At 68.7% G+C, this 22,407-nt stretch carries 22 protein-coding genes; 10 read left to right on the top strand and 12 right to left on the bottom strand.

Translation table 11 applies throughout. The features are described from left to right. Positions 1–146 precede the first annotated feature (146 nt). The 3 genes from AB0B91_RS29815 to AB0B91_RS29805 are packed head-to-tail and all read left to right on the top strand — an operon-like array spanning position 147 to position 3,645. Positions 147–704, top strand: a complete 558-nt coding sequence (locus tag AB0B91_RS29815; protein ID WP_358326513.1) for an ATP-binding cassette domain-containing protein — start codon at positions 147–149, stop codon at positions 702–704. Then, the gene (locus AB0B91_RS29810; RefSeq protein WP_358326512.1) at positions 701–3,049 is read left to right on the top strand and encodes a YhgE/Pip domain-containing protein; all 2,349 of its coding nucleotides are present in this window, start codon (positions 701–703) and stop codon (positions 3,047–3,049) included. The genes AB0B91_RS29815 and AB0B91_RS29810 overlap by 4 nt, the downstream gene beginning before the upstream one ends. Further along, positions 3,046–3,645 carry a TetR/AcrR family transcriptional regulator gene (locus AB0B91_RS29805; RefSeq protein WP_358326511.1) on the top strand — a complete coding sequence of 200 codons (600 nt, stop codon included), beginning with the start codon at positions 3,046–3,048 and terminating at the stop codon, positions 3,643–3,645. Before AB0B91_RS29810 ends, AB0B91_RS29805 begins: the two co-directional genes overlap by 4 nt. A gap of 66 nt (positions 3,646–3,711) precedes the next feature. Here AB0B91_RS29805 and AB0B91_RS29800 read toward each other — a convergent pair whose 3' ends face one another. Further along, positions 3,712–4,704, bottom strand: a complete 993-nt coding sequence (locus tag AB0B91_RS29800) for an aldo/keto reductase (RefSeq protein ID WP_358326510.1) — start codon at positions 4,702–4,704, stop codon at positions 3,712–3,714. A gap of 201 nt (positions 4,705–4,905) precedes the next feature. Between AB0B91_RS29800 and AB0B91_RS29795 the strand changes: the two genes are divergently transcribed. Beyond that, positions 4,906–5,319: a ribonuclease domain-containing protein gene (locus AB0B91_RS29795; protein ID WP_358326509.1), complete on the top strand. Its 414-nt coding sequence runs from the start codon at positions 4,906–4,908 to the stop codon at positions 5,317–5,319. Positions 5,320–5,326: 7 nt separating this feature from the next. Next, a complete protein-coding gene (locus AB0B91_RS29790) occupies positions 5,327–5,695 on the top strand; it encodes a barstar family protein (RefSeq protein WP_358326508.1) in 369 nt (122 codons plus the stop codon). 2 nt (positions 5,696–5,697) lie between these two features. Here AB0B91_RS29790 and AB0B91_RS29785 read toward each other — a convergent pair whose 3' ends face one another. Further along, positions 5,698–6,390 (bottom strand): helix-turn-helix domain-containing protein, encoded by a 693-nt coding sequence (locus tag AB0B91_RS29785; RefSeq protein WP_358326507.1) that lies wholly within the window; start codon positions 6,388–6,390, stop codon positions 5,698–5,700. Positions 6,391–6,545: 155 nt separating this feature from the next. On the opposite strand from AB0B91_RS29785, the gene AB0B91_RS29780 reads away from it, so the two are divergent. Beyond that, positions 6,546–7,367 carry an oxidoreductase gene (locus tag AB0B91_RS29780; protein WP_358326506.1) on the top strand — a complete coding sequence of 274 codons (822 nt, stop codon included), beginning with the start codon at positions 6,546–6,548 and terminating at the stop codon, positions 7,365–7,367. 9 nt (positions 7,368–7,376) lie between these two features. Further along, a complete protein-coding gene (locus AB0B91_RS29775) occupies positions 7,377–8,888 on the top strand; it encodes a DHA2 family efflux MFS transporter permease subunit (protein WP_358326505.1) in 1,512 nt (503 codons plus the stop codon). Between the two features lie 84 nt (positions 8,889–8,972). On the opposite strand, the gene AB0B91_RS29770 is transcribed toward AB0B91_RS29775, so the two are convergent. From AB0B91_RS29770 to AB0B91_RS29760, 3 genes are all read right to left on the bottom strand, one after another. Further along, entirely contained in the window at positions 8,973–10,163 is a 1,191-nt protein-coding gene (locus AB0B91_RS29770; RefSeq protein WP_358326504.1) for a MarP family serine protease, read from the bottom strand. Positions 10,164–10,689: 526 nt separating this feature from the next. Beyond that, a complete protein-coding gene (locus AB0B91_RS29765) occupies positions 10,690–11,355 on the bottom strand; it encodes an AIM24 family protein (RefSeq protein WP_358326501.1) in 666 nt (221 codons plus the stop codon). Positions 11,356–11,402: 47 nt separating this feature from the next. After that, on the bottom strand, positions 11,403–12,620 hold the full coding sequence (locus tag AB0B91_RS29760; RefSeq protein ID WP_358326498.1) for a glycoside hydrolase family 16 protein: 1,218 nt from the start codon (positions 12,618–12,620) through the stop codon (positions 11,403–11,405). Between the two features lie 127 nt (positions 12,621–12,747). Here AB0B91_RS29760 and AB0B91_RS29755 point away from each other — a divergent pair, with 127 nt between their 5' ends. After that, a complete protein-coding gene (locus AB0B91_RS29755; protein WP_214641542.1) occupies positions 12,748–13,083 on the top strand; it encodes a metalloregulator ArsR/SmtB family transcription factor in 336 nt (111 codons plus the stop codon). Further along, a complete protein-coding gene (locus tag AB0B91_RS29750; protein ID WP_358326495.1) occupies positions 13,083–13,790 on the top strand; it encodes a cation transporter in 708 nt (235 codons plus the stop codon). The genes AB0B91_RS29755 and AB0B91_RS29750 overlap by 1 nt, the downstream gene beginning before the upstream one ends. Positions 13,791–13,889: 99 nt before the next feature. Here AB0B91_RS29750 and AB0B91_RS29745 read toward each other — a convergent pair whose 3' ends face one another. Continuing rightward, positions 13,890–15,629, bottom strand: a complete 1,740-nt coding sequence (locus AB0B91_RS29745) for a hypothetical protein (RefSeq protein WP_358326492.1) — start codon at positions 15,627–15,629, stop codon at positions 13,890–13,892. A gap of 161 nt (positions 15,630–15,790) precedes the next feature. Next, the gene (locus AB0B91_RS29740; RefSeq protein ID WP_358326489.1) at positions 15,791–17,053 is read right to left on the bottom strand and encodes a HEAT repeat domain-containing protein; all 1,263 of its coding nucleotides are present in this window, start codon (positions 17,051–17,053) and stop codon (positions 15,791–15,793) included. 120 nt (positions 17,054–17,173) lie between these two features. Between AB0B91_RS29740 and AB0B91_RS29735 the strand changes: the two genes are divergently transcribed. Then, entirely contained in the window at positions 17,174–17,440 is a 267-nt protein-coding gene (locus tag AB0B91_RS29735) for a DUF1876 domain-containing protein (protein ID WP_358326486.1), read from the top strand. 431 nt (positions 17,441–17,871) lie between these two features. Here the strand turns inward: AB0B91_RS29735 and AB0B91_RS29730 are convergent, their stop codons facing one another. From AB0B91_RS29730 to AB0B91_RS29710, 5 genes are all read right to left on the bottom strand, one after another. Next, positions 17,872–19,422 (bottom strand): M4 family metallopeptidase, encoded by a 1,551-nt coding sequence (locus AB0B91_RS29730; RefSeq protein ID WP_358326483.1) that lies wholly within the window; start codon positions 19,420–19,422, stop codon positions 17,872–17,874. A 140-nt stretch (positions 19,423–19,562) separates the two neighbouring features. Continuing rightward, complete coding sequence (locus AB0B91_RS29725; protein ID WP_358326480.1) at positions 19,563–20,384, bottom strand: alpha/beta fold hydrolase; 822 nt, start codon at positions 20,382–20,384, stop codon at positions 19,563–19,565. After that, complete coding sequence (locus AB0B91_RS29720) at positions 20,381–21,034, bottom strand: RraA family protein (protein WP_358326477.1); 654 nt, start codon at positions 21,032–21,034, stop codon at positions 20,381–20,383. Before AB0B91_RS29720 ends, AB0B91_RS29725 begins: the two co-directional genes overlap by 4 nt. After that, positions 21,031–21,696, bottom strand: a complete 666-nt coding sequence (locus AB0B91_RS29715; RefSeq protein ID WP_358326474.1) for an RraA family protein — start codon at positions 21,694–21,696, stop codon at positions 21,031–21,033. The genes AB0B91_RS29720 and AB0B91_RS29715 overlap by 4 nt, the downstream gene beginning before the upstream one ends. Beyond that, positions 21,693–22,358, bottom strand: coding sequence for an RraA family protein (locus AB0B91_RS29710; protein ID WP_358326471.1), 666 nt, complete (start codon positions 22,356–22,358; stop codon positions 21,693–21,695). Before AB0B91_RS29710 ends, AB0B91_RS29715 begins: the two co-directional genes overlap by 4 nt. Positions 22,359–22,407 lie beyond the last annotated feature (49 nt).

Genomic DNA, 22,407 nt, shown 5'->3' with positions numbered 1-22,407 from the left:
GGATGGGCGTGGGGCCGGCTCGCCAGTGCCGTGCTCGGCTCTTGTAGTCGCAAAAGGTGACGAATGCCACCGCGTCTCCTTGAGTGCGGTCATGCGCGCTGCCCTATCTTTGTACTGACTGGTCAGTTTAAAGAGGGGTGGTTACGGTGATCATTGCGGAAGGGCTGGCGATCGAGGGGGTGTACCCGGAGGTCTCGTTGAAGGCCAGGGCGGGCACGCTCACGGTGGTCGCGGGATCGGCGGGAAGTGGGCGGACGAGCCTGCTGTTGACGCTGGCCGGGCGGATGAAGCCCACGAAAGGCGCCCTGAAGGTCGCCGGACACGCCAGGGGCCGGGCCATCCGCAAAGCCGTGGCGTTGGCGCTGATCGACGGGGTGACGGATCTGGACCGGTCGCTGACGGTCGGGGAGCATCTGCGGGAGCGACGGCGCCGGCCGTACCAGGAGAGTCTTGGCCGGGTCGGGCTGGCGGGCCAGGAGCGAACACTGGTGCGGGAGCTGGATCGCGAGCAGCATGTGCGGCTGGGTCTCGCGCTGGCGCTGCTGGACGAGCCCGAGGTGATCGTCGCCGACAACGTGGACGCGGGTCTGCCGGTCGAGCGGCAGCAGATGCTGTGGAACCTGCTGCGAGACCTGGACCGCACGGTGGTGGCCTCATGCGTGACGCCTCCCGCCCGCTTCGACCAGTTGGTGGAGCTGTCATGAAGGGCATGTTGCGGTCGCGGCTGACGAGGGTGGCGCTGGTGGCGGTGGTGGTGCTGCCGCTCCTGTACGCAGGCCTGTATCTGTGGTCATTCTGGGACCCGCAGGGCAATCTGGACCGCGTACCGGTCGCCTTGGTCGTCGAGGACCAACCTGCCCAAGCCGCCGGCAAGACCCTGCACGCGGGCCGCGACCTGGCCGGCGAGTTGCTGAAGCGCGACGTGCTCGGCTGGCACGAGACCACCGCGAAGCAGGCGGCCGACGGGGTTGCGGACGGCACGTTCTACCTGTCGCTGACCGTGCCCCCCGACTTCAGCGCCAAGCTGGCCTCACCCGGCGACGACGACGCCGTACCGAGCCCGGCGCGGCTCGGCCTGCGCGTGGACACGGGCCGCAGCTACATCATGGGCAGCATCTCGGACGCGGTGTTCAACGAGGTCCGGGCGGCGGCCGAGCGTACGGCGATCCACGACTACTTCGACAACGTCTTCGTCTCGATCGGCGACATCCACGACAAGACCGCGGAGGCCGCCGAGGGCGCGGACAAGCTGCACGACGGCGTCGTGCGACTCGGTGACGGCGTCTCGCAACTCAGCAGCGGCCTGGGCACGGCCGAGAGCGGCGCCCGGCAGCTCTCCGCCGGCCTGAACACCGCCAACTCCGCCACGGGCCGGCTGAGTGACGGCTCGGCCCAGGTCACGCAGGGCCTCACGCAGGCGCAGCAGGGGATCGGGCAACTGCGCGACGGCCTGCACAAACTCCATACGGAAGGAACTTCTCCCCTCAGTTCCGGAGCGAGGCAGGCATACCAGCAGGTTCACGCTCAGACTCGCACGGTCAACCAGCTCGCCGACACGTACGTCCCCGTGCTGGACGAATGGGGCCCCAAGATCTCCCAGGCCGCCGAGGCGGTCGCGGCCGCCGCCGACAAGGTCGCCGACAGCGGGTCGGCGACCGGCGCGACGCAGGCGAGCGCGGCGGCCGACAGCGTTCGCGAGGCGAACGCCCAGGCGGGAAGCGCGGCCGACAGCGCCAGGGAGGCGAGCTCGCAGGCTCAGGCCGCGCTCGACCGCCTTGGCTCAGACGCCGACCCCGAGGTGCGTGGCCTGCTGCGGAACGCGGCAGCCGCCGCCCGCCGGGCCGCGACTCAGGCGGGCCAAGCCCAGGACGCCGCCCGGACCGGCGACAGCGGCGGTGTCGGCAGCGGTGCGGGAACCGGGACCGACGGCGTCGCGGACCTGCGAAACCAGGCGCGGGAGCTGGCGAAGCAGGCTCGCAAGATCGCGGCTGCGGCGCCCCGACTCGGCTCCAGGCTGGACCAGGCCAGAAACCAGCTCAATGCCCTGGACACCGGCCTGGGCAAGCTGGCCGACGGTGCTGCGAAGGTGAACTCGAGTCTGGGCACGGCCGCGACCGGCGCGGACCGGCTCTATCAGGGCGCGACCCAGCTGGCCGACGGTTCCCGCCAGGTCACGAACGGCATCGGACGCCTGGGCGGCGGGCTGGTCAGGCTGAGCGACGGCGCGAGCGCGCTGAGCACCGGTGTGGACCGGCTCCACGACGGCGCGGGCCAGGCGGACAAGGGCGCGACCAAGCTCGCCGAGGGATCGAAGGAGCTGTCAAGCGGGCTCGGCGACGGCGCCACCCGGATACCCGACTACGACGACAAACAGCGCGACGACCGCGCGGACGTGATGAGCGATCCGGTCCGGCTGGCCAAGACCGTCGACAACGAGGTGCCCAACTACGGCACCGGCTTCGCGCCGTTCTTCCTGCCGCTGGCGCTCTGGGTCGGTGCGATGATCGCGTTCATGGTGCTGAAGCCGCTGAACCAGCGGCGGCTGGCGGGCACGACGGGCGCGGTGCGGATCGCGCTGGCGGGCTGGCTGCCGGGGGCGGTGCTCGGGGCGGCGCAGGTGGGCGTGCTGGTGGCGGTCCTGCGGTTCGGGCTCGGGCTGGAGGCCGCGCACTGGGCCGGGCTCACCGCGCTGCTGCTGCTCGCGACCGCCGCGTTCATGGCGGTCGTGCAGGCGGTGAACGCGCTGCTCGGCCCGCCCGGGCGGGTCGTGGCGCTGGCGCTGCTGATGCTGCAGCTCACCTCGGCGGCCGGGACGTATCCCATCGAGACGTCGCCCGGATTCTTCCAGACGATCTCGCCCTGGCTTCCGATGAGCTGGGTGGTGTCGGCGCTGCGCAGGCTGATCAGCGGTGGCGATCCCACCGTGGTGTGGCAGGCTTGCGGCGTGCTGTCGGCTTTCCTCGTCCTTGGGCTCGCGCTCACCACGCTCGCCGTGGAGCGCGGCCGCATCTGGTCCGTCCAGCGCCTGCACCCGGAGCTGGCGCTGTGACCGAACGAAACGAGCGCACCGCCAGGCGCGGGAACCGGCAGGACACCCGGCAGAAGGTGTTCAGGGCGGCTGTGGAGCTGATCGCCGAGCATGGGTACGCGGCCACCACGGTCGACGCCATCGCCGAGCGGGCCGGGGTGGCCAAGGGCACCGTGTTCTACAACTTCGGCAGCAAGGAGGGGTTGTTCGAGGCGCTGCTGGAGCACTCGATCAACATGCTCGCCGAGGCGCTGTCCGACGCCGACACCGGGGAGAGCGCGCTGGACGCGCTCGACTCGGTGGTGCTCGGCCAGCTCAGGTTCTTCGAGGAGCACGGGGCCTTCGCCCGGGTGCTGCTGGCCGAGATGTGGCGGACGGTGTGGCAGGAGGCAGTGGCGCTGCTGCGCCAGAGCGCGCTCGGCGTTTACGCGAGCGTGCTGCGCAGGGCCGCCGCGAACGGCGAGATCCGGGCGGACCTGGACGTGGAGACGGCGGCGACGGCTGTGTTCGGCATGGTCCTGACGGTCGCCATCGAGCGTCGCGCGCTGTATCCGGACCGGCCCCTGGAGCGGACGCACGCGACGCTGGTCGAACTCCTGCACGGCCGCATCAACTAAGCCTTACCGCCTCCGCGAGCTGACGGCCTGGCAGGCCGTCAGCTCGCTCCCCGTACCGGAAACGTCTCAGCCGGCGTGTGGCCGCAGCAGCTCATCGATCTGCTCCATCTGCGCCTGGGCCAGGGGCCCGTGCCGCAGCGCGCCGGCGTTCTGCTCGGCCTGGCCGACCGTCCTGATGCCGGGGATCGGCACCGTGCGCCCGCTGCGGGCCAGCAGCCAGCCGAGGGCGCCTTGGGCGAGGGAACGGCCGTCGGAGGTCAGGATGTCGCGGATCGCGTCCAGCTTGGCGAGGAACTCCGAGGCGGGCCGGCCGTCCTTGAAGAAGGTCATCCACGCCGGAGAATCGCCGCGTACGTCGTCCATCGGCAGCCGCGAGTCCGGGCCGTACTTGCCGGTGAGCAGCCCCATCGCCAGCGGCCCCCGGTTGACGGAGGCGAGCTCGTGGGTGTCGCACACCGCCAGCATCGCCGGGGCGTCGTGCAGGACGTTGATCTCATGCTGCACGGCGGCGCAGTGCGGCCCCTTCGCGAACGCGGCCGCCCGTTCGGGGTCATCGGTGCTCCAGCCGTAGGACCGGATCAGGCCCTCATCGACGAGTTCCTCCAGCGTGGCGATCATCTCCTCCACCCGCTCCGGCGGTGCGTCCCCGATGTGCAGCTGGTAGAGGTCGATGTGATCGGTGCCCAGCCGCTCCAGCGACGCCCGGCAGGCCTGCCGGATGTACCCGGGCGAGATGTCCTGGCCGGTGAGGGTCCGCGTCGCCGCGTCGAAGGTGTTGCCGAACTTGGTCGCGATCACGACCTCGTCCCACCGTCCGGACAGTGCTCTCCCGAGCACCCGCTCGCTGTGTCCGGTGCCGTACACGTCGGCCGTGTCGAAGAAGGTGACCCCCAGGTCGAGCGCCCGATGCACGGCCGCCACCGACTCCTCGTCGTCGACCTGCCCCCATCCGGCCGGCTTGCCACGGGCCATGAAGGGGCCCCCGATCGCCCATGCCCCGAACCCGATCGCACTCACCCGCAGGCCGCTACGCCCCAAGATCCGGAACGAATCTTTCATCTCGTGCTCTCCCTGACTCGGCGGAAATGGCTCCGGGGAAGACGCTGCCATCTGGAGTGGGCTCCAGGTCAAGCTCGAGTTTGCCGGTTTCCCACCCTCGAAGGTCGCGAAGCGTTCACCATCCCCTTGGCGTGCATTGCCTTGATTTGACCAGAGATGACGGCGACCATGACGATGTCTGTCACCCCCTTAGGAGGCTTCGTGCACACTCAGCCGCGCCCCCGCCCTTCCTGGCCGGTACGACTCACCGTCGTCCTCGCCGCCATCACCTCCCTTGTCGGCCTGGTCGGCATCACCCCCGCCAACGCCACGGTCTACAACTCCTGCACCATCTCCCGATGCTCCGACGCCCGCTCGACCAACTCGATCTGGGCGTCCAAGGGCTACCCCACCTCAGCCGGTTGGTACTCCTGGCCGGACGGCAGGTACAACTACACCGGCGGGCGCTTCTACAACCGTGAAGGGCAGTTGCCCAGCGGCGCGACCTACTATGAGTACGACGTGTACTCCCGGGCGCGGGGTGCCGCACGTGACGCGTACCGGATCGTCGTCAACCGCAGCACCGGGGTGACGTGGTTCTCGCCCAACCACTACACCGACTTCTACCGGCTCTAGGACCGCAATGACCTCCGCCGCGCATCCGCTGCCGCACTGGCTGACGGTGTCCACCGACCCAGCGCCGGCGCTGGTGGATGGGCGGTCCTGCCGGACCCGTGCCGCCTTCTTCGAAGAGGTGGCACGGGCCCTGCACCTCCCCGACCACTTCGGCCGCAACTGGGACGCGCTCACCGACTCCTTGCGCGACACCGGCGCCACCACCCTGATCGTGGCGCACGCCGAGGAACTGCTCAACGCCGAGCCCCCCGACCAGCTCACAACCCTGCTGGCCGTCCTCGCCGACGCCGCCCAGAACGGGCTGACCGTCACGCTGTGCACCGACCCCGGCCACGAAGCCCTGCTACGGCAACGGACCGCCGCCGCACTGACCTGAGTTCACCGCTGGCGTTCCATGGAGAGAGCCTGCCGCCAATGCTCGGCCGCCTGGCCCATGTCGTGGGCGAGGAGTTCGAAGAACTGGCTGGTGGTACGGAGCCGGTCGCCGGTGGGTGTGTCGGTGCCGAAGATCCCGGCGCCGTGCCGGGTGGTGTCGGCCCATATCGCTATCGACCTGGCACTGGCTGCCCAGGTGCGGTACCAGACGTCGACATCGACGAAGTACCGTACCCGGCGCGCCTCACGCTCCCGGGCGACCATCCCTCTCTGCCCGAGCCACTTGACGGCATTGGAGATCGTCGCCGGACTGACGTGGAGTTGCTGGACGAGTTCCGTGGCGGTCAGGCTGCCGCCCTCGCTGAGGAACAGCGCGGCGAACACCCTGGCGGTCATGGGTGCCATCCCGCCCTCGATCATCATGGCGACGAACCGTTCTTCGAACTCCCGGGCTGTAGGGACGTCAGGGTTGTCGGTGGTGTGCGGAACGTCGGCCTGGGGGGCGCGCTTGCGGCGGCGGGCGCGCCAGCTCGTCGCATGCTGCGCACGGGCCGCCCGGTAGCCGTGCGGGCCGCCGTTCCTGGCGATCTCGCGGGTGACGGTGGACCTGGACCGTCCCAGCCGACGGGCGATCTCCGCGTACGCCAAGCCGGCCGCCAGCCCTTCGGCGATGCGGCGACGGTCCTCGGCGGTCAACCGGTCTCCTGGCATGCCATCCTCTCCCCGGTTGCACTCAGCTACAAGCTCATTGCACCAATATATGGCCGTCTACCTGCGCATATGAGTTTTGCGAGTTGTCTCGTCTCGGAACTCAAGCCTAGCGTTCACCCAGACCGAAGAGGAGATTCATCATGGAAAAGGTCGTTCTCGTCACGGGCGCCTCCGCCGGCATCGGCAAGGCCACCGCCCTCGAACTCATCCGCGCCGGCCACGTCGTCTACGGTGCCGCGCGCCGCGTACACAAGATGGACGACCTCCGCGACGCCGGCGGACACGTCCTGGCGCTGGACGCACGCCGGCCCGAGGACCTGGAACGCGTTGTCGCCGCTGTCGTCGAGGAGCGGGGCCGCATCGACGTCCTGATCAACAATGCCGGCACCGTCCTGCACGGTGCGGCCGAGGACATCCCCATCGACCTGGCGCGCGACCAGTTCGAGGTCAACGTCTTCGCACCGGCCCGGCTGGCTCAGCTCGTCCTGCCGTACATGCGCGAGCAGGGGTCCGGCACGATCGTCAACGTCTCCTCCATCGGAGGAGAGATCGCGCTCCCGCTCGGCTGCTGGTACTACGCGAGCAAGCACGCGCTGGAGGCCTACTCCGACTCTCTGCGCATGGAGGTGGAGCCGTTCGGCATCGACGTCGTGATCATCCAGCCCGGCATCATCAAGACCGAGTTCGAAGACCGCACGGCACAAGAGCTCCGTGAGATCTCCGGCGCGACCGCGTACGGGGTGATGGCCGAAGCCATGGCCAAACGCGCCGAGACGCAGCTCGGCGAGAACACCCAGGGCAGCGACCCCAGCGTCGTCGCCATCACCATCCGGCAGGCCATCGAAGCCGGCAAGCCCGAGACGCGCTACGCGGTCGGCTGGACGGCCGACAAGCTCCTGGAGCTCAACAGGACGTTGCCGGACCGCGAATTCGACAAGCTCATCATGAATGCCGCGAAGTAGGTCCCCGCTATGTCGCACCAACCTGACCCACGCAGATGGTGGGCGCTCACCGCGCTCGTGCTCACATCGCTGGCCGTGGGTTTCGACGTGACCATCCTGAATTTGGCATTACCGAGCATGGCCAAGGACCTGCACGCCGACAACGCCCAGCTGCAGTGGTTCGTCATCGTCTACACGCTGGTGCTCGCCGCCGGCATGATCCCGGCGGGAATGCTGGGCGACCGCTTCGGCCGCAAGAAGACGCTCCTGGTCGCGCTGGTCATCTTCGGTATCAGCTCGCTGGCCGCCGCCTACGCGCCCTCGACCGGGATCTTCATCGCGGCGCGTGCCGTGCTCGGCTTGGGAGCGGCGCTCATCATGCCCACGATGCTGGCGCTGATCCCGACGATGTTCACCGCGAAGGAGCGGCCGAAGGCGATCGGAACGCTGGCGGGCGCCTCGATGCTGGCCTTTCCCATCGGCCCGATCCTGGGCGGCTGGCTGCTGAACCACTTCTGGTGGGGCTCGGTCTTCCTGATCAACATCCCCGTGGTCGTCCTGGCGATCCTCGCGGTCGCCGCCTGGCTGCCCGAATCGCAGCGGGAGCGCGGCAGACGGATCGACGTGGGCGGCGTGGTGCTGTCGAGCGCGGCGCTGACGGCGTTGACTTACGGCCTCATCGAAATCGGTGAGCGAGGCTGGACGGACGCCGCCGTGTTCGGACCGATCCTCGCCGGAATGGCCGCGCTGGTGCTGTTCGTGGTCTGGGAGCGACGGGCCGACGAGCCGCTGGTGGACCTTTCGCTGTTCACCAACGCGCGCTTCACCGTCGGCACCGCGCTGGCCACGGTCGTCAACTTCACCATGTTCGGCGTTCTGTTCGTGCTGCCGCAGTATTTCCAGGCGAACCTGGGCACGGACGCGATGGGCAGCAGCTTGCGGCTGTTGCCGCTCATCGCCGGGATGCTCATCGGGATGTCGGCGGCAGGCAGGCTGAGCGGGATGATCGGCCCCAAGCTCGCGGCCGCCCTGGGGTTCGTCCTGCTCAGCGGGGGCCTGTTCTGGGGGGCCAGCACTGGTACGGGCAGCGGCACCGTGTTGGCAGCCGCGTGGACGGCCATGTACGGCCTCGGGCTCGGCTGCGTCCTGCCCACGGCCATGGACGCGGCGCTGGGCGCTCTTTCGCCCGGCAACGCCGGCGTCGGCGCCGCGGTGACCCAATCCATCCGCACCCTGGGCGGCAGCTTCGGCGCGGCGATCCTGGGCTCGATCCTGACGTCCGCTTACCGCGCCGCGGTGCCGCAGCAAGCACGCGAGAGCGTCTTCGCGGGGCTGGCCGCAGCACGATCTGCTGATTCCGCGACCTTGGCAGATACAGTCCGCTCTGCCTTCGTCCACAGTCTGGACCTCGTCCTGGCCACCAGCGGCGGCCTCTGCCTCCTCGGCCTCATCCTCGCCCTGGCTTGGCTGCCTGGTACGCCCGAGCATCCCCGGCCGAGCACGGCCCCGGAACAGCGGGTCCACGTACCAGATATCGAGTGAGTGCTTGATCACGGGAGTTTCGCCTGCTCGGATCCGAGCAGGCGGAAGGGCGCGGTGCGACTACTGCGCGGAAAGGCGACAGGGTCAGTCGCAGGCCTGAGTGCTGACGGGTTTGGTGGTGCGGGCGGCGCGTCGGGCGTCGGAGGCGACCTCGGAGGCGGTGAGCACGTACCCGGTGTCGTCCTTGCCGACGACGGCGGCGAAGATCACGCCCAGCACCCGGCCGTCGGGGGCCAGGAGGGGACCGCCCGAATTGCCTTGCTGGACCTTGCCCCGGATGAGGTACACATCCCGCGTCACCTTGGTCGTCCGGTAGATGTCGGGGATGGAAGCCCGCTGCCGCGCCGCGACCCGGGCCGGCTTCGAGGTGAACCCCTGGTTCTTGGGATACCCCGCGATGATGGCGTCATCGCCCCTGTCCGCCTCGCCGTCGAAGGTCAGGCTCGGCAACCCGAGGTTCGGCACGTTCAGCACCGCCACGTCCCGTCGCGGGTCGTAGTGGACCACCGCGGCGGGGTGCGATCGGCCTTCGTGATCGACGACGAGCAATTCTTCGTCGACCCCGGCGACCACGTGCGCGTTGGTCATGATGTGATCCGGCGCGTACACGAATCCGGTGCCGGTGATCTGTTTGCGGCAGGAGCTGGCCACCCCCTGCACCTGCACGATCCCTGTCCGTGCCGCTCGCAGGCCTGCGCTGTCGAACACCGCCGCGTCCGGCGGCGGAACGTTCACGGTCGGTTGGCCGGCGATCGCGTCCAGCACCGGCGGGAAGTCGGAGCGGTCGATGAACTGCTTGAACGGTTTCTGCCAGTCGCGTGCCGCCTGGGGGATCGCCTGGTCGACCGTGGCCAGGAGTAGCGAGCCGCGGATCTGCTCCACGATGGTGGTCAATGAGCTGGACAGCAGCACGCTGCCGACGAGCCAGGCGATGACCAGTACCGATAAGCCGGACACGAGCGTGCCGCCCAGCGCGTCCAGCATCCGCCCCGGCTCGTGCCGTACGTGGGTTCGGATCAGCACGCCCGCGGTGGAGGTACCGAATTGGGCGATCGACGCAGTCAGGAGCACGATGATGAGCGCCAGCAAGGATTCCGGGACGTCTCCATCCACGATCAGGCCGGCGATAGGTGGCGCGATGCAGATCCCGACCACGCATCCGCCTACGAAGCCGACGAAGCTCGCGGCCCCCACGATTAATCCCTGGCGATAGCCGGAGACGCCGAAGACGATGAGCAGGGTCAGCAAAACGAGGTCAAGAAGATCACCGGGCACCAGACAAAGGTAAGCACAACATCAGCCCCGGCGTAACAAGGATAGATCTGGTCGTATTGTGGTATTTCAGATTTCCTGACTGGCCTGCTGGATCTTGGACAAGAGCTGTGTGAAGATAAGTCCGCCCTAGAACTGTTACCGCACCACATCACCCTGAGAACAAGCCTGTGCCGGCCAGGGGAGTTGCGTGAGAAAACTCATCTGGTCAGCGACACTCGCGGTGTTGATCGTCGCCCTCACCGCCTGCCAGCCACGCACCAGCCAGTGAGGTGAAATGGCTCGGCGACGCGACCGCCGGCCGACAGGTTCCCCCCGGAGAATCGACGCGGATTGCGGTCGTGTCCGGAGGCCCGCGTGGCTACCTGGTTACGGCGCCATTGACATACTCCCGGCACAGGATTACCACAATTACTCCGTAATTGAATTTCGTGTCGCGGATTATTCTCGGATTCTGGAACAGGAACGGATGTGCTGGGCACGTACAGGATGGGCGGGCTGGGCCAGCGGGCGGAGGGGTGCCGGGCGGCTACTGCGCGCGCACCACCGGCACGCCCTCGCTCGCCTGTACCAGCACGAAGCCCTGGCCCTGGAACGCGAGCTGCATCGCCTCCCCGCTCCCCCGGCCGATCAGCGCGCCCACCTTCATCGTCCGGTTGACGCCGACGTGCAGGCCGGTGCTCCAGCAGACCGCCGCCTGCCCGTCGGCGTACGTCGGCATGGCCGCCGCGTCCAGCAGCACCGGCGTGCCGTGCGTGGTGACCGCCACCCACCCGCTGCCGGTGAGCGTGGTGTTGAACAGGCCGCCCGCCGCGACACCCGCGCCCTGCACCCGCTGGATGTCCCAGGTGAGCTGCGGCTGGAAGGCCAGCAGGTTGCGCCCGTTGACGGTGAGGCCCTCGTTCTCCAGGTAGAACAGGTGGATGTCGTCGGCGTTGTCCGCGAGGTAGAGCAGGCCCTGACCGCGTACGCGCATCAGGGACGCGCCCTCGCCCGTCATCGCCTTCTTGAGCAGCTTGCTGATGCCGCCCGCGCCCTCGTAGTCGAAGTCCATCTGCCCCTGGAAGGCGACCATCGAGCCCTGCTTGGCCAGCACCTCGTCGGGAAGCTGGACGCGGAGCATCTTGCCGTTCTCCAGCGTGAAGCCGGCGGGAAGCTGCCGCGGATCGAGGTTGCCGAAAACTGAGCTGCGCATGATCGACCTTTCGAAAGAGCGGTCCCGCCAGCCTAGATCACTTCGGTTCAGGCCAGCGGCTTCTGGTAGGCGCGTACCTGATCCACCACGAGCCGCGCGGGGAACACCGTATCGGCGTCGGGGTCGCCGACCCAGCCGTCGCCACCGCCCACGGCCAGGTTCAGGATCAGCGTGTGCGGGTGGCGGAAGGACTGTGCCCAGGCGGCACCCGCCGCGGCGGCGGTCAGCGTACGGGTGACCACTCCGTCGATCGACCACTTGATGTAACCGTTGGCACCGGCGTCCCAGTCCACGGCGTAGGTGTGCCAGTCGTCGATGCCCTCGCCTTCGGGCAGGGGCGTGCTGTCGCCGAAGTTGATGTCCTCCAGCCCGCCGTGCGCGTGCTGCTCCACGAGCGCGGGGTGGTCGCCGAGGGTCTCCATGACGTCGATCTCGCCACTGGCCGGCCAGTCGACCTGGGCGTTGTTCCCGCCGACCGTCCAGAACGCCGGCCACAGCCCCTTGCCGAGCGGGGCCTTCATCCGCGCTTCCAGGTGACCGCCCGCCTGCGTCCAGGTGGGCAGACCGTCATTGCCCTCCCAGTCGAGCATGGTCAGCCGGGCCGTGGCGTACCGGCACGGAAGGTCCGGCTCCTCCCCGTGGTCCGTTCCCGGCTGCCAGCCGCACATGGCGCCGGGGGTCACGTTCTGGTCGGCCGTCAGTACGAGATGGCCCTGCCCGTCGAGCTGGGCGTGGTCGAGCTTGTACTCGGCGATGCTGCCGGTGCACGCCTGGTGCCAGCAGGGGTCGTTGAACCACACCGGGGCGGCCAAGCCGGTGTTCGGCCCGCCGCCGGCCGCGCCGGAGAAGTCCTGGTCGAACGTGATCGGGTTGGCCGCGACCGTGAACGTCTTGCGCGGCGTCAACTCCGTCCAGACGTTGCCCACCTCATAGGCGACGAAGTACGTGTAGGTGCCCGCCGGATAGGCCCGCGCGTCAGTCGTGAACGTCTTCGTGGCCGTCGTGAGCGTGGTCGCGATCGCGCCGGGGAAATCGACGACCTGCCCGGCGGAGTCGCGTACCGCGATGGTGAGCGCCTGGACGGCGAGCGTGCCCGACGCGCGCACCTTGGCGGTGGCGGTCATCGGGCGAGCGGCGACCGGGGCGGAGTTGCCGACGGTCAGGGCGTCCACGGTGACGGTCACCGCGGCTGACGCCGGGGACGCGGTAAGAGTGGCCGCGCCTAAGACGGCCGCGGCGACCAGGACGCGAAAGCGAGCAGCCATGATGCCCTTTCTGCGCTGTCTTGAAGATCGAACTCGACGCATCGTATAGGCGGGAGGTCGTGGTCTCCGGCGACTTGATCAGGATCCATGATTTTCTGAATTCAGGACTTCATGTATCGTCGGGAGCATGTTGACGATCGCCCCCGAGATCGAGGTGCTCGCCCGGTTCGGTCGCGCGCTGGCCGACCCGATCCGCTGCCGGATCCTGATCGCACTACGTGAAGCGCCGGCCCACCCGGCCGACCTGGCCGAACTGCTCGGCATCTCCCGCACCCGGTTGTCGAACCATCTGGCCTGTCTGCGCGACTGCGGCCTGGTGGTCGCCGTGCCGGTCGGCCGGCGTACCCGATATGAGCTGGCCGATCCCCGGCTGGGCCACGCCCTGGACGACCTGCGTACCGCGGTGGTGGCGGTGGCCGCCGACCGCACCTGCGTGGACGCGGCCGAGAAGGGCTGCTGCTGATGACCGTCCTGGGCGCGGACCGCCGCGTGACGCTGACGCGGCGGATCCGGCTGCTGGTCGCCGCCACCATCACCTACAACGTGATCGAGGCGATCGTCGCCATCACCGCGGGGAGCATGGCCTCTTCCGCGGCGCTGATCGGGTTCGGCCTCGACTCGGTGGTGGAGGTCGCCTCGGCGACCGCCGTCGCCTGGCAGTTCTCGGCCGCCGACCATGCTCGGCGTGAGAAGGCCGCGTTGCGCGTCATCGCCGTCTCGTTCTTCGCTCTGGCCGCCTACGTGAGCGTCGACGCCGTCCGCGGGCTGCTGGGCGTCGGCGAGGCGGGGCACTCCATGCCAGGTCTGGTGCTCGCCGCCCTGTCCCTGGTGGTCATGCCGTTCCTGTCGGCGGCGCAACGCCGCGCGGGCCGCGAACTCGGCTCGGCCTCGGCGGTCGCCGACTCCAAGCAGACGCTGCTGTGCACCTACCTGTCGGCGGTGCTGCTGGTCGGGCTCGGACTGAACAGCGCGTTCGGCTGGTCGTGGGCGGATCCCATCGCCGCCCTGGTGATCGCCGCCGTGGCGGTCAAGGAGGGCCGCGAAGCCTGGCGCGGGGACACCTGCTGCGCCTCGCCCCCGCGCACCGCCGCCGACCCGCCCGCTCGTACTGACGACACAGCCGCTTGTGCTGACGGCTGCTGTCGAATCGGCGAAACGGCGACGAATTGATCGGCCGCCGCCGGATATCGTGCCGCGCCACAGACCACGTACGTCGGCCGGCTGAACGCGGCCCGCGCCGCCCACGGCGGTGCGGTCGGACAGCGCAGATCAGAGATCGATGCTGCTCGTGGTGGTCGTGGTGGTCGTCGTAGCGGTGTTGTCGTCACGGACAACACCGCAGGCCCTCTCGAATATCTCAAGCGCCTCGGCGGCATGCAGCGGGTTCAGGCGAGCCGCGAAGCCGTCAAGACTGAACGGCTTCTTCTCGTCGAACGGCGGATGGACGGCTGCTGTCGCGACCTTGTCGTAGAGCGGTTTGATGATTCCTTTGAAATAAGCGTCGGCCAGCTCGTCTCGGGTCACCTGCACGTGTGCGACAAGCGCCTCGATCGCCTTGTACTGGGCGCTGTACTGCTGATCGCTCCTGACCAGCTTCCCATCTTTTACCAGGCCGGTCACGAGCGAGCGGGTGAAGTACTCGGTGAGGCCTTCGCCGAACCAGTGGCCGAGGACGTGCTCCAAGGCCGGATGGGAGAGTTTGTGCATCGCCTCGTGATACTTCGTTCCGGTGCCGAGCTCGTTCAGCTGGACGTAGATGTCCGCACCGATTCGCAGGCCGGCCGCGCCCCTGCCCTCGTTGAAGACACTCTCGTTCGCCAGCTCCGCGGCTTGGACCTCATCCTGGCTTTCGGGCACTCTCTTCAACACGAAGACCGCACCCATCTGCTCCGGGGTGACGTAGTGTATTTGATCGTCGCTGAGCCAGTCGGGCGTGGAAAGATATGGCCTGAGCCAGTCGTCCGCATGGAAGACATCGAGGATTTCCCGCGCGGCCAGCTTCGCGTTGAGGTTCAGTTCTTTCGCCTTGTCCACATGGCCTCTTTCGACTCCCCACGACAGGTCGGGAGAGACGACCACCTCCATGCCGCCGACACTTATGACCACGCTGAACGGGGCATACTGGCCGTGGGCGACTGTCGTGTTCGGCATGAATCCGACAATGTCATACTCCGCAGCCGGAACCGTGACGTGGCCTCCCTCCTCGACCTGGCGGTCTTTTATCGCCTTCGTGTTGATCCCCGGCACGCTCTTCTCGAAGCTGATCTTTCCGACAGCTTGGAGCTCTTGCCTCTTTTGCTCCCAGAACCCGCGGCGGAGTTCCTTGGCGTTCCGCTCTGCGAGATCGTCTATTATCGCCGTCGTTGATTTGTACGTCGACTCGACGAGGTCGGCGCGGTCGATGAAAACGCGGTCGCCTACCACTGAATTCCTGCCCATGACCATCGGCCGACCGTCCGCATGGTAGACCCACTTTGTGTCATCGAACTTATAAAGTACGAAAGAATCCGAGCCTATCGCACCGGAGATTTCCTGGCCGATCGTGTCGTCCGCCTGCACCCGATAGACTTTTATTTCCTTTGGATCGGAGTTGAACTTTGGATTCCAGGTGAGCCCGACTTTCGGCGTCGCGGGCTTGGCGAACATCTCGGCGCCGGACTTCAGGAAGCCGTCTCGCTTTCTCTTGGTGAAATCCTTCGGTTCTCCTTGCTCGGGCTTGTTCAGTTCACCCATCAGTTCTTCCAGCGTTTTCTTCGGCTTGGGTTCTTTTCTGACGCTCGGCGATGGGTCCGGGAGCTCTTCCAGGTCGAGCATTAATCGTTCCAGGTCGGCTATTGAGTCGGCCGTGTCGTCCCGCTCGACGTCGCTGTCCTGCTCGACGTCTTTGTGCCGCTCGATGTCCTTGTCGCGCTCGTCGTCGGAACTGCCGCTGCTGTTGCGAGATGTGGTGGGGGCGCTGCCGTCAGTCGATTTGCGCCGTGGCGATCTGGTCCTCTGGCGTCGCGGCATCCTGACTCCTCAGAAGGTGGCGCACCATGGTGTCACCGCACCGAGGTCCAGTACATGAACACCAGGGTGACGTTCCGCACGCGGACGTTGGCGCGCAAGGTGGCGTCGTTGCCGGCGACGCCGGTCGCGTCGACATATCGTGATCGGCGGGCTTTGTCGCCTTATGCCCGTGCGTACTCGGCCATGTCCTTTTGGGACCTCGGCAGCCCATAGTGCGTGACGAACTCCAAGAAGTTACCCAGCTCCCAGACGCCCCGCGAGTCCGCGAGGCCCCGGAGGAGCCGCTGCTGACGGTCGTCCAGCGCGCTGAAGGGTGTGCCGGTCGGCAACGGTTCGGGGTAAGCGATCCGCAGGGCGATGACGGCCACCGGCAGCGCCTGCATTCCGGACAGCGCGGGCAGCCGAGCCAGCAGCGCCGCGAACAGGGCGTCGGCATGGGCGTCGCTGAACTCCCGCAACGCCAGCGCGGCGTACCCGCGGAGGTCGCCGTCGTTGAACGGGATCGCCTCGTACGACGCGTCGTCGCGGGTGATCCAGCCCAGCAACTCGTCCGCGACCCGGTCCCCCGCCTCCGGACTCCGCAGCCGGGACTCCGCGATGGCCGCACCCCAGCGCACCACATCGCGAGGACCGTCCAGCGCGGCACCCAGCACGACCGCCGTCTCGGAGGCCGTCTCGGAGGCCGTCTCGGACGCTGGCGTCGCGCCGGACGGGCCGCCGAGCAGGCCGATCGCGACCAGGGCGGTGGCGGCTACCGAAGGCTCCTCGTCCACCGCCGCCCTGAGCAGCGATGGCAGGCTGGCGGACCGCTCTTCCGGGTACCAGGCCAGGGCGTACGCAGCGGCGGCGCGCAGCCGGGCGTCCTCGTCGGCGAGCAGGCCGCGGAACACCGGCAGCCCGGCACCGACCGCGTCGTACGCCTTCAGCGCGAAGTACGCGAAGAGCCGCTCCTCGTCCTCGGGCTCAAGCGTCTGCAGGTAATTGAACAGACCGGGATCCTCGTCCCAGTCGTCCTCTTCGTCGTCTTCATCGTCATCGTCATCGTCGTCGTCCGCGAACTCCTTGCCGGCGGCCAGCAGCAGGTCCCCACCCGCGGCCGTAGCACGATGGTCGTCGACGGGATAGCCGGCCGGCAGGAGCTGCTCGCCATGACCAATGGCCAGCTGGGTCAGCAGCCCCAGGACGGCCGCCCGATCCGGCGTCTCGGGATCGGCGACCAGCTCCAGCAGGAACGGCACCGCGTACGCGCTCGCCTCGAAACGGGTGCCTTGGTGGAAGATGTTCCCGTACAGGCTGTGCAGCGCCTTGTCCCGGATGCCGGGATCGGCAGAGCGCAGGGCCCGAATCTGGTCCGGTACATCCGTCGCGCGGCCATAAGCGTGCGTCAGGTCAGCCCAGTCGATCACGTCGAGACTCGCCAGCATGCGGACATGTTGGCATATGGCCCACGCCGTCACCCGGTAGTTGGCACAACAAGGGTCCGTGACACCGCACCCGCTGAGGGCAGATGTCGAGTACGGCACCGACCAGTACAGGAGGGCATCATGCAGAGCAAAGAGTGGACCGTGCACATCTACATCAGCGAGGACGACACGGACAAGCGCACGCTGGCCCGCGCTGTCCTGTCCGCGCAGGACAGCGAGTGGCATGAGAGCGTCGGCATCGCCAGGCGCAACCCCGACGACCGTGCCGTACCGGAGATCGGCGACGAGCTGGCCGCGGGCCGGGCGCTGATGGACCTGGCCGACAAGCTCCTCGGCGACGCCGCCGAGGACGTGGCCCGGCTCGGCGGCCCGGTCGAGGCACGTTGACCGCGCGCCGCGAGCACGCCGAACGAGTCGACGAGCACCGCGCGAAGGCGCCCGGCGGGAAGGCCGCCGGGCGCCCTCGTGCTCAGCCCGGGTCTCGCCCGTCTACTACGCACCCGACGGCTACAGCGACCTGTATTGGATCTCCTCGCCGGCTGCCGGACGACGAGTTCGAGCAGCACGTGGACCACGCTTGCCGCGCCAGGTTCCCCGAGCAGCAGGTATTCCCCCGGGATCAGTTACGGGCACCCGCGTCGCTCCGCCTTTACCGGGCACTCGGTTCACATCAGAGGCGGCGACCCTCTCCACGGCAAGGGTGTCGACTCCCGGCTCGTCGTGGATCTGAGGTAGTACCGCCACGGGCGCTCAGCACCTCATGCGCCCTGCTCAGGCGAATCACCGACGATCCGCGCTGAGCAGGGCCGCGATCGTGCTCAGGGACAGGTCGGCTCGCCGCTCTGCGCGGGTACGTTCACCCCGCTCCAGGCCGCCTTGATGACGTTGAACTCGACACAGCCGGTGTACAGCGTCTTGGCCGCCCGCAGCGTGGCCACGCGCGCCTTGGCGTGTGTCCACGGCGACGTCTTCATGTTCAGGCCGGTCATGAAGATCTGGCCCGCCTTGCGGACGCCGACGCCGGTGATGGCCGCGCCGCCGTCGCACCGGCTGCTGGCCGGCTTTCCGCTCGGGTTCGTGCCCTCGGCCAGCAGGTAGAACCAGTGGTTCTGCGGTCCGGCCGCCGCGTGCACCTCGGTGCTCGGGATGGAGGAGCTGTAGCAGTTCGGGTGACCCAGCGCCGACGGGTTGTACATGTTCCTGATCGCGCCGCTGCCCACCAGGTTGACCTCCTCGCCGACCAGGTAGTCGGGCGGGTCGAGGCTGGCCGGCTCGTTGGCGTACGCCTCGGTCAGCGCGCCGAAGATGTCACCCGTCGACTCGTTCAGGCCGCCGGACTCGTTGCCGCTCCCGCCGCTGCCGCCGGAGAACTGGAAGACGCCGTGGCCGAACTCGTGCCCGACGACGTCCATCGAGGTGGCCTGCCGGGTGCTCGCGGAGTTGCGGCCGAAGGAGGCGTACGACCCGTTCCAGAAGGCGTTGGCCTGGTTCAGCCCGACCCTCGCGGGGTAGCCGCGGCCCGAGCCGTTGATGCCGTTGCGACCGAGCCAGTCGCGGAGCATGTTCCACTCGTGCTGCTCCGCGAAGAGCGCGTCGACGCAGGCCGTCTCCAGGTTCGTGCCGCTGCCGTTGCCCCAGCTGTCGGTCGATTTGGTGTACACCGCGCCGTTCTGGCCGCCGCACTGGACGCCGGTGCGCGTGGGGTCGACCATCCGGTACGACGGGGAAGTGTCGATGGTGACCGGGTTGCCGTTGTAGTAGCTGTTGCCGGTGCCGTCGACTACCTGGTCCCACTTGTCGATGACCTGGCCGTCACGCGCGTCCACGTACACGTGCAGGATGCTGGACTGGTCGTCGGTGGCGGCGACGACCTCCCACGCCAGGCGTGGCGTAGGCGTGGCGGCGTGCACCACGAGAGCCGGTGTGCTGATCGAGGTGGCCTTGGGCGCCACGTTGCGGGCCGTGTCCGCCGCCGCCTGCGCGGCGATCTGCGGCTTGGTGTCCAGGGCGATCTTCGCCTGCTGACCGGTGTCGATCGTGCTGACGGCCTTGCCGGACTTGTCGGTCGTTACGACTACCTCGCCGCCGAAGACGGGCAGGCCGGCGTAGGTACGCGTGTACGTGAGGTGCTGTATGCCATTGACGCCGGCGATGGCCGACGACAGGGAGAAAGCGTCCTGGTCGGCGGCTAAGAGCTGCGTCCGGCTGGCGGCGATGACGCTCTGCGCGCTCGCCACCGCGGTGCCGCGCTCCGAGGATGAGGGCGGGTCGGCCGCCTGGGCGTTCGCGCTTGTGACGCCCGCCGGGGCGGTGATGGTCAGGGCTGACGCGAGTATGGCGGCAGCGCCCAACCTGAGCTTGGGGTTCACGCTCGTTGCTCCTCAGGGGGGTGGAGTGGACGAGCCCCGGCCGGCTGGGGTGCACTCAGACTGACATTCGAGTGACCTACGTGATACCTCCCAATTTGCCCATAACGCCGTGGTATGGATCGACAACACGCCCCCCGCATTCAGGAGCCGGCGTCGGCGCGTGAGACGAGGTCGGCGATGCGGGCCCACATGCGCAGCGGGTTGGAGTACATCGGGAAGTGGGCGCAGTGCTCGATCTCAGCGAGTTCGACGCCGCGTTCGGCCAGGGCGGGGAGATAGGACAGGGCGTTGTTCTGCCTCCCGTACATGAACATCTTCGGGGCGGGGAGCCGGAGGAATCGGTCCAGGAGCTTGCCGTGGTCGGAGAGGTCGACCATGGACTCGAAGATCGCCCTGACCGCTGCCGCCCGGACCTTGTGGGGAAGGCTGGAGGCGTACAAGGCGCCGCCGTAGAAGCGTGAGTTGCCGACGCGTTCGGCGAACCGGGCCAGGAACTCGTCGGGATCGTCGTGGGAGTGGGTGAGGATCTGCCGGCTGAGGAAGCAGTCCTCGGGTGCGACGTTGCCCTCGATGTTGGTGAAGCTCGCGATCCTGCCGGGGTCGCTGTCGGCGAGCAGGAGCGCGGTCAGGCCGCCCATCGAGTGCCCGACGAGGTGGAACCGGTCGATCTGCCGGGCTTTGAGTACCTGCTCGGCGACGGAGACGAGGAAGGGGATCGAGACGGCGGCGAGGTCCGCGCAGGTGCTGCCGCCGCAGCCGGGCGCGTCGTAGGCGAGAACGGGGCGGTCGGCGAGCCGTTCATGCTGGATGACGTCCGCGTAGTCCTCCTTGGTCGAGCCGAAGCCGTGGAGGAACACCAGGGGTGTGCCGGTGCCGCCTCGGTGGAGGCCGGACACCTCGATGCGGGTTGCGTCGACGGTGAGGGGAAGCGTGAAGCGTTCGAGTTTCCTGACGGGGCTCATCGGGCCTCTTCCAACTGCTGTACTGCCGGCTCGTACTCCCGCCCGGCCGTTTCGAAGTTGTTGTACAGGTCGAGGGTGCTACGGCCTTCCCGCAGCCGCTTCATCAGCGCGTTCTCGTGGATCACGCGCGCGTCGGCGCGGTCGAGGATCCGCTCGGTGTCGGACGCGGGAAGGGCCACGACTCCGTCCACGTCCCCGACGACGAGGTCGCCGGTGTGGACCGTGACGCCACCGACCTTGACGGGACGCCCGAGAACGCCGCGGAAGTCCTTGCGGGTGCCGAGGATCGCGTTGTTGCGCGAGAAGACCGGGAAGCCGAGCGCCTCGGTCTCCGCGGCGTCCCGGACGCCGCCGTCGATGAGCAGGCCCGCGATCCCGCGTTGCTGGGCGGCCACGGTGAGGATCTCGCCCCAGTGGCCGAAGCGGGCGCCGCCGACGTCGGCGACCAGGACCGACCCGGGCGGGGCCGGTAGTACGGCGTGGTGCAGGGCGAGGTTGTCGCCGCCGGCGCCCTGCACGGTGAATGCCGGGCCGCACAGCCGGGCACCGGCCCACAGCGACCGGATCTCCGGGGACAGGGCCACGGCGAGTCCGGACGCCTCGGACAGGGTCGCGCTGGAGTGGCCGCGGGCGAGGTCGGTTGAGCTCACGAGGGGTCCTTCCGGGCCTGGAGCGAGTGGTAGCCGTGCTCGGCCCGCGCCTCGGCGAGCGTGGCGCCGCACCGGACGGCCTCGATGACGGCCTCTTCGACGCGGTCGATACGCCGGGCGATGTCGGCGACCTCGTCCCAGCGTGTGGCCGGGACGACCACAGGACCGTCGTCGTCGGCCACGAGGATGTCGCCAGGGCGGATGGCGACACCGTCGATGGCGACGGCTGTCTGTACCGCGGCCACCCGTACGCGGTCCTTGCCGGTGCGCATGAACCGGGAGACCGACCAGATCGGGTATCCGGCGGCGGTCGCGACGGCGACGTCACGGCAGGTGCCGTTGATGACGGTGCCCGCGACGCCGCGCTGGTGGGCGGTCTGGCTCATGATGCCGCCCCACACCGTGCAGTCGGTACGGCCGGCGTTGTCGATGAGGATCACCGTGCCGGCGGGCACGTCGTCGAGGAAGTCGCCCACCGTGCCGCCGGCCTCGTCGACCGGCTCGTAGGTCACCGTGAAGACCGGCCCGACGACCCGCTGGCCCTGACGCAGCGCGCCGATGCCGTGGAGGGATCCGGGGAGCCCGAGCGAGTCGAGGGCGTCGGAGACCGACGCGGTGGACAGGCCGGTGGCGGGGTTCGAGGTGGCGGTGAGGTCGCTCATCGGACCGGCTCCTTCTCTCCGGCGAGGCGGGCGTCGTGCATGGTCTGGGAGAGGGACGCGCCCGCACGCACCTCGTCCGCGATGGCGCGCTCCCGGGCGACGATCGCGGTGGCGATTTCCGCGACTTCTTCGGCCCGGTCCCGTGGGACGACGACGAGACCGGTCTCGTCGGCGACGAGGACGTCGCCCTGCTCGACCGTGAGCCCGGCGACGCTGACCGGCTCGCCGGTGGAGCGCTGCCGCAGCCTGCCCCGCGCCGTGACCGGGATCGAACCCCGCGAGAACACCGGGAAACCCAGCTCACGGGCCTCCGCCACGTCGCGGCACACGCCGTCGGCGACGACACCGCGGACCCCGCGCTGGGCCGCGCCCAGGCTCAGGATGCCGCCCCAGCACGACACGTCGGTGCGGCCCTGGTTGTCGACGACGATCACGCTCTGATCGTCCGAGCTCTCGACGGCCGTAGTGGCGATGTGGGCTCCGGCAGGGCCGTCAGTGCGCGGTTCGAGCCCCACGGTGACGGCGAATCCCACGACGGCCGCGGGACCCCACAGCGGACGGATGCCGCCGACTCCGGAGGGAAGCCCGAGCTGGTCGAGCGCGTCGCTGACCGCGGCGGAGTCGAGCGCCGTGAAGCGGTCCAGGAGAGATGAGTTGCTCATGCTTCCACTTCAACAGCCTGCAGATATATTCGGAAGGTCTGATTTCATC

Origin of the sequence: Nonomuraea sp. NPDC049141, assembly GCF_040648415.1 — a bacterium.
Classification (GTDB): Bacteria; Actinomycetota; Actinomycetes; order Streptosporangiales; family Streptosporangiaceae; genus Nonomuraea.
This window is presented reverse-complemented; position numbering and strand designations above follow the sequence as displayed.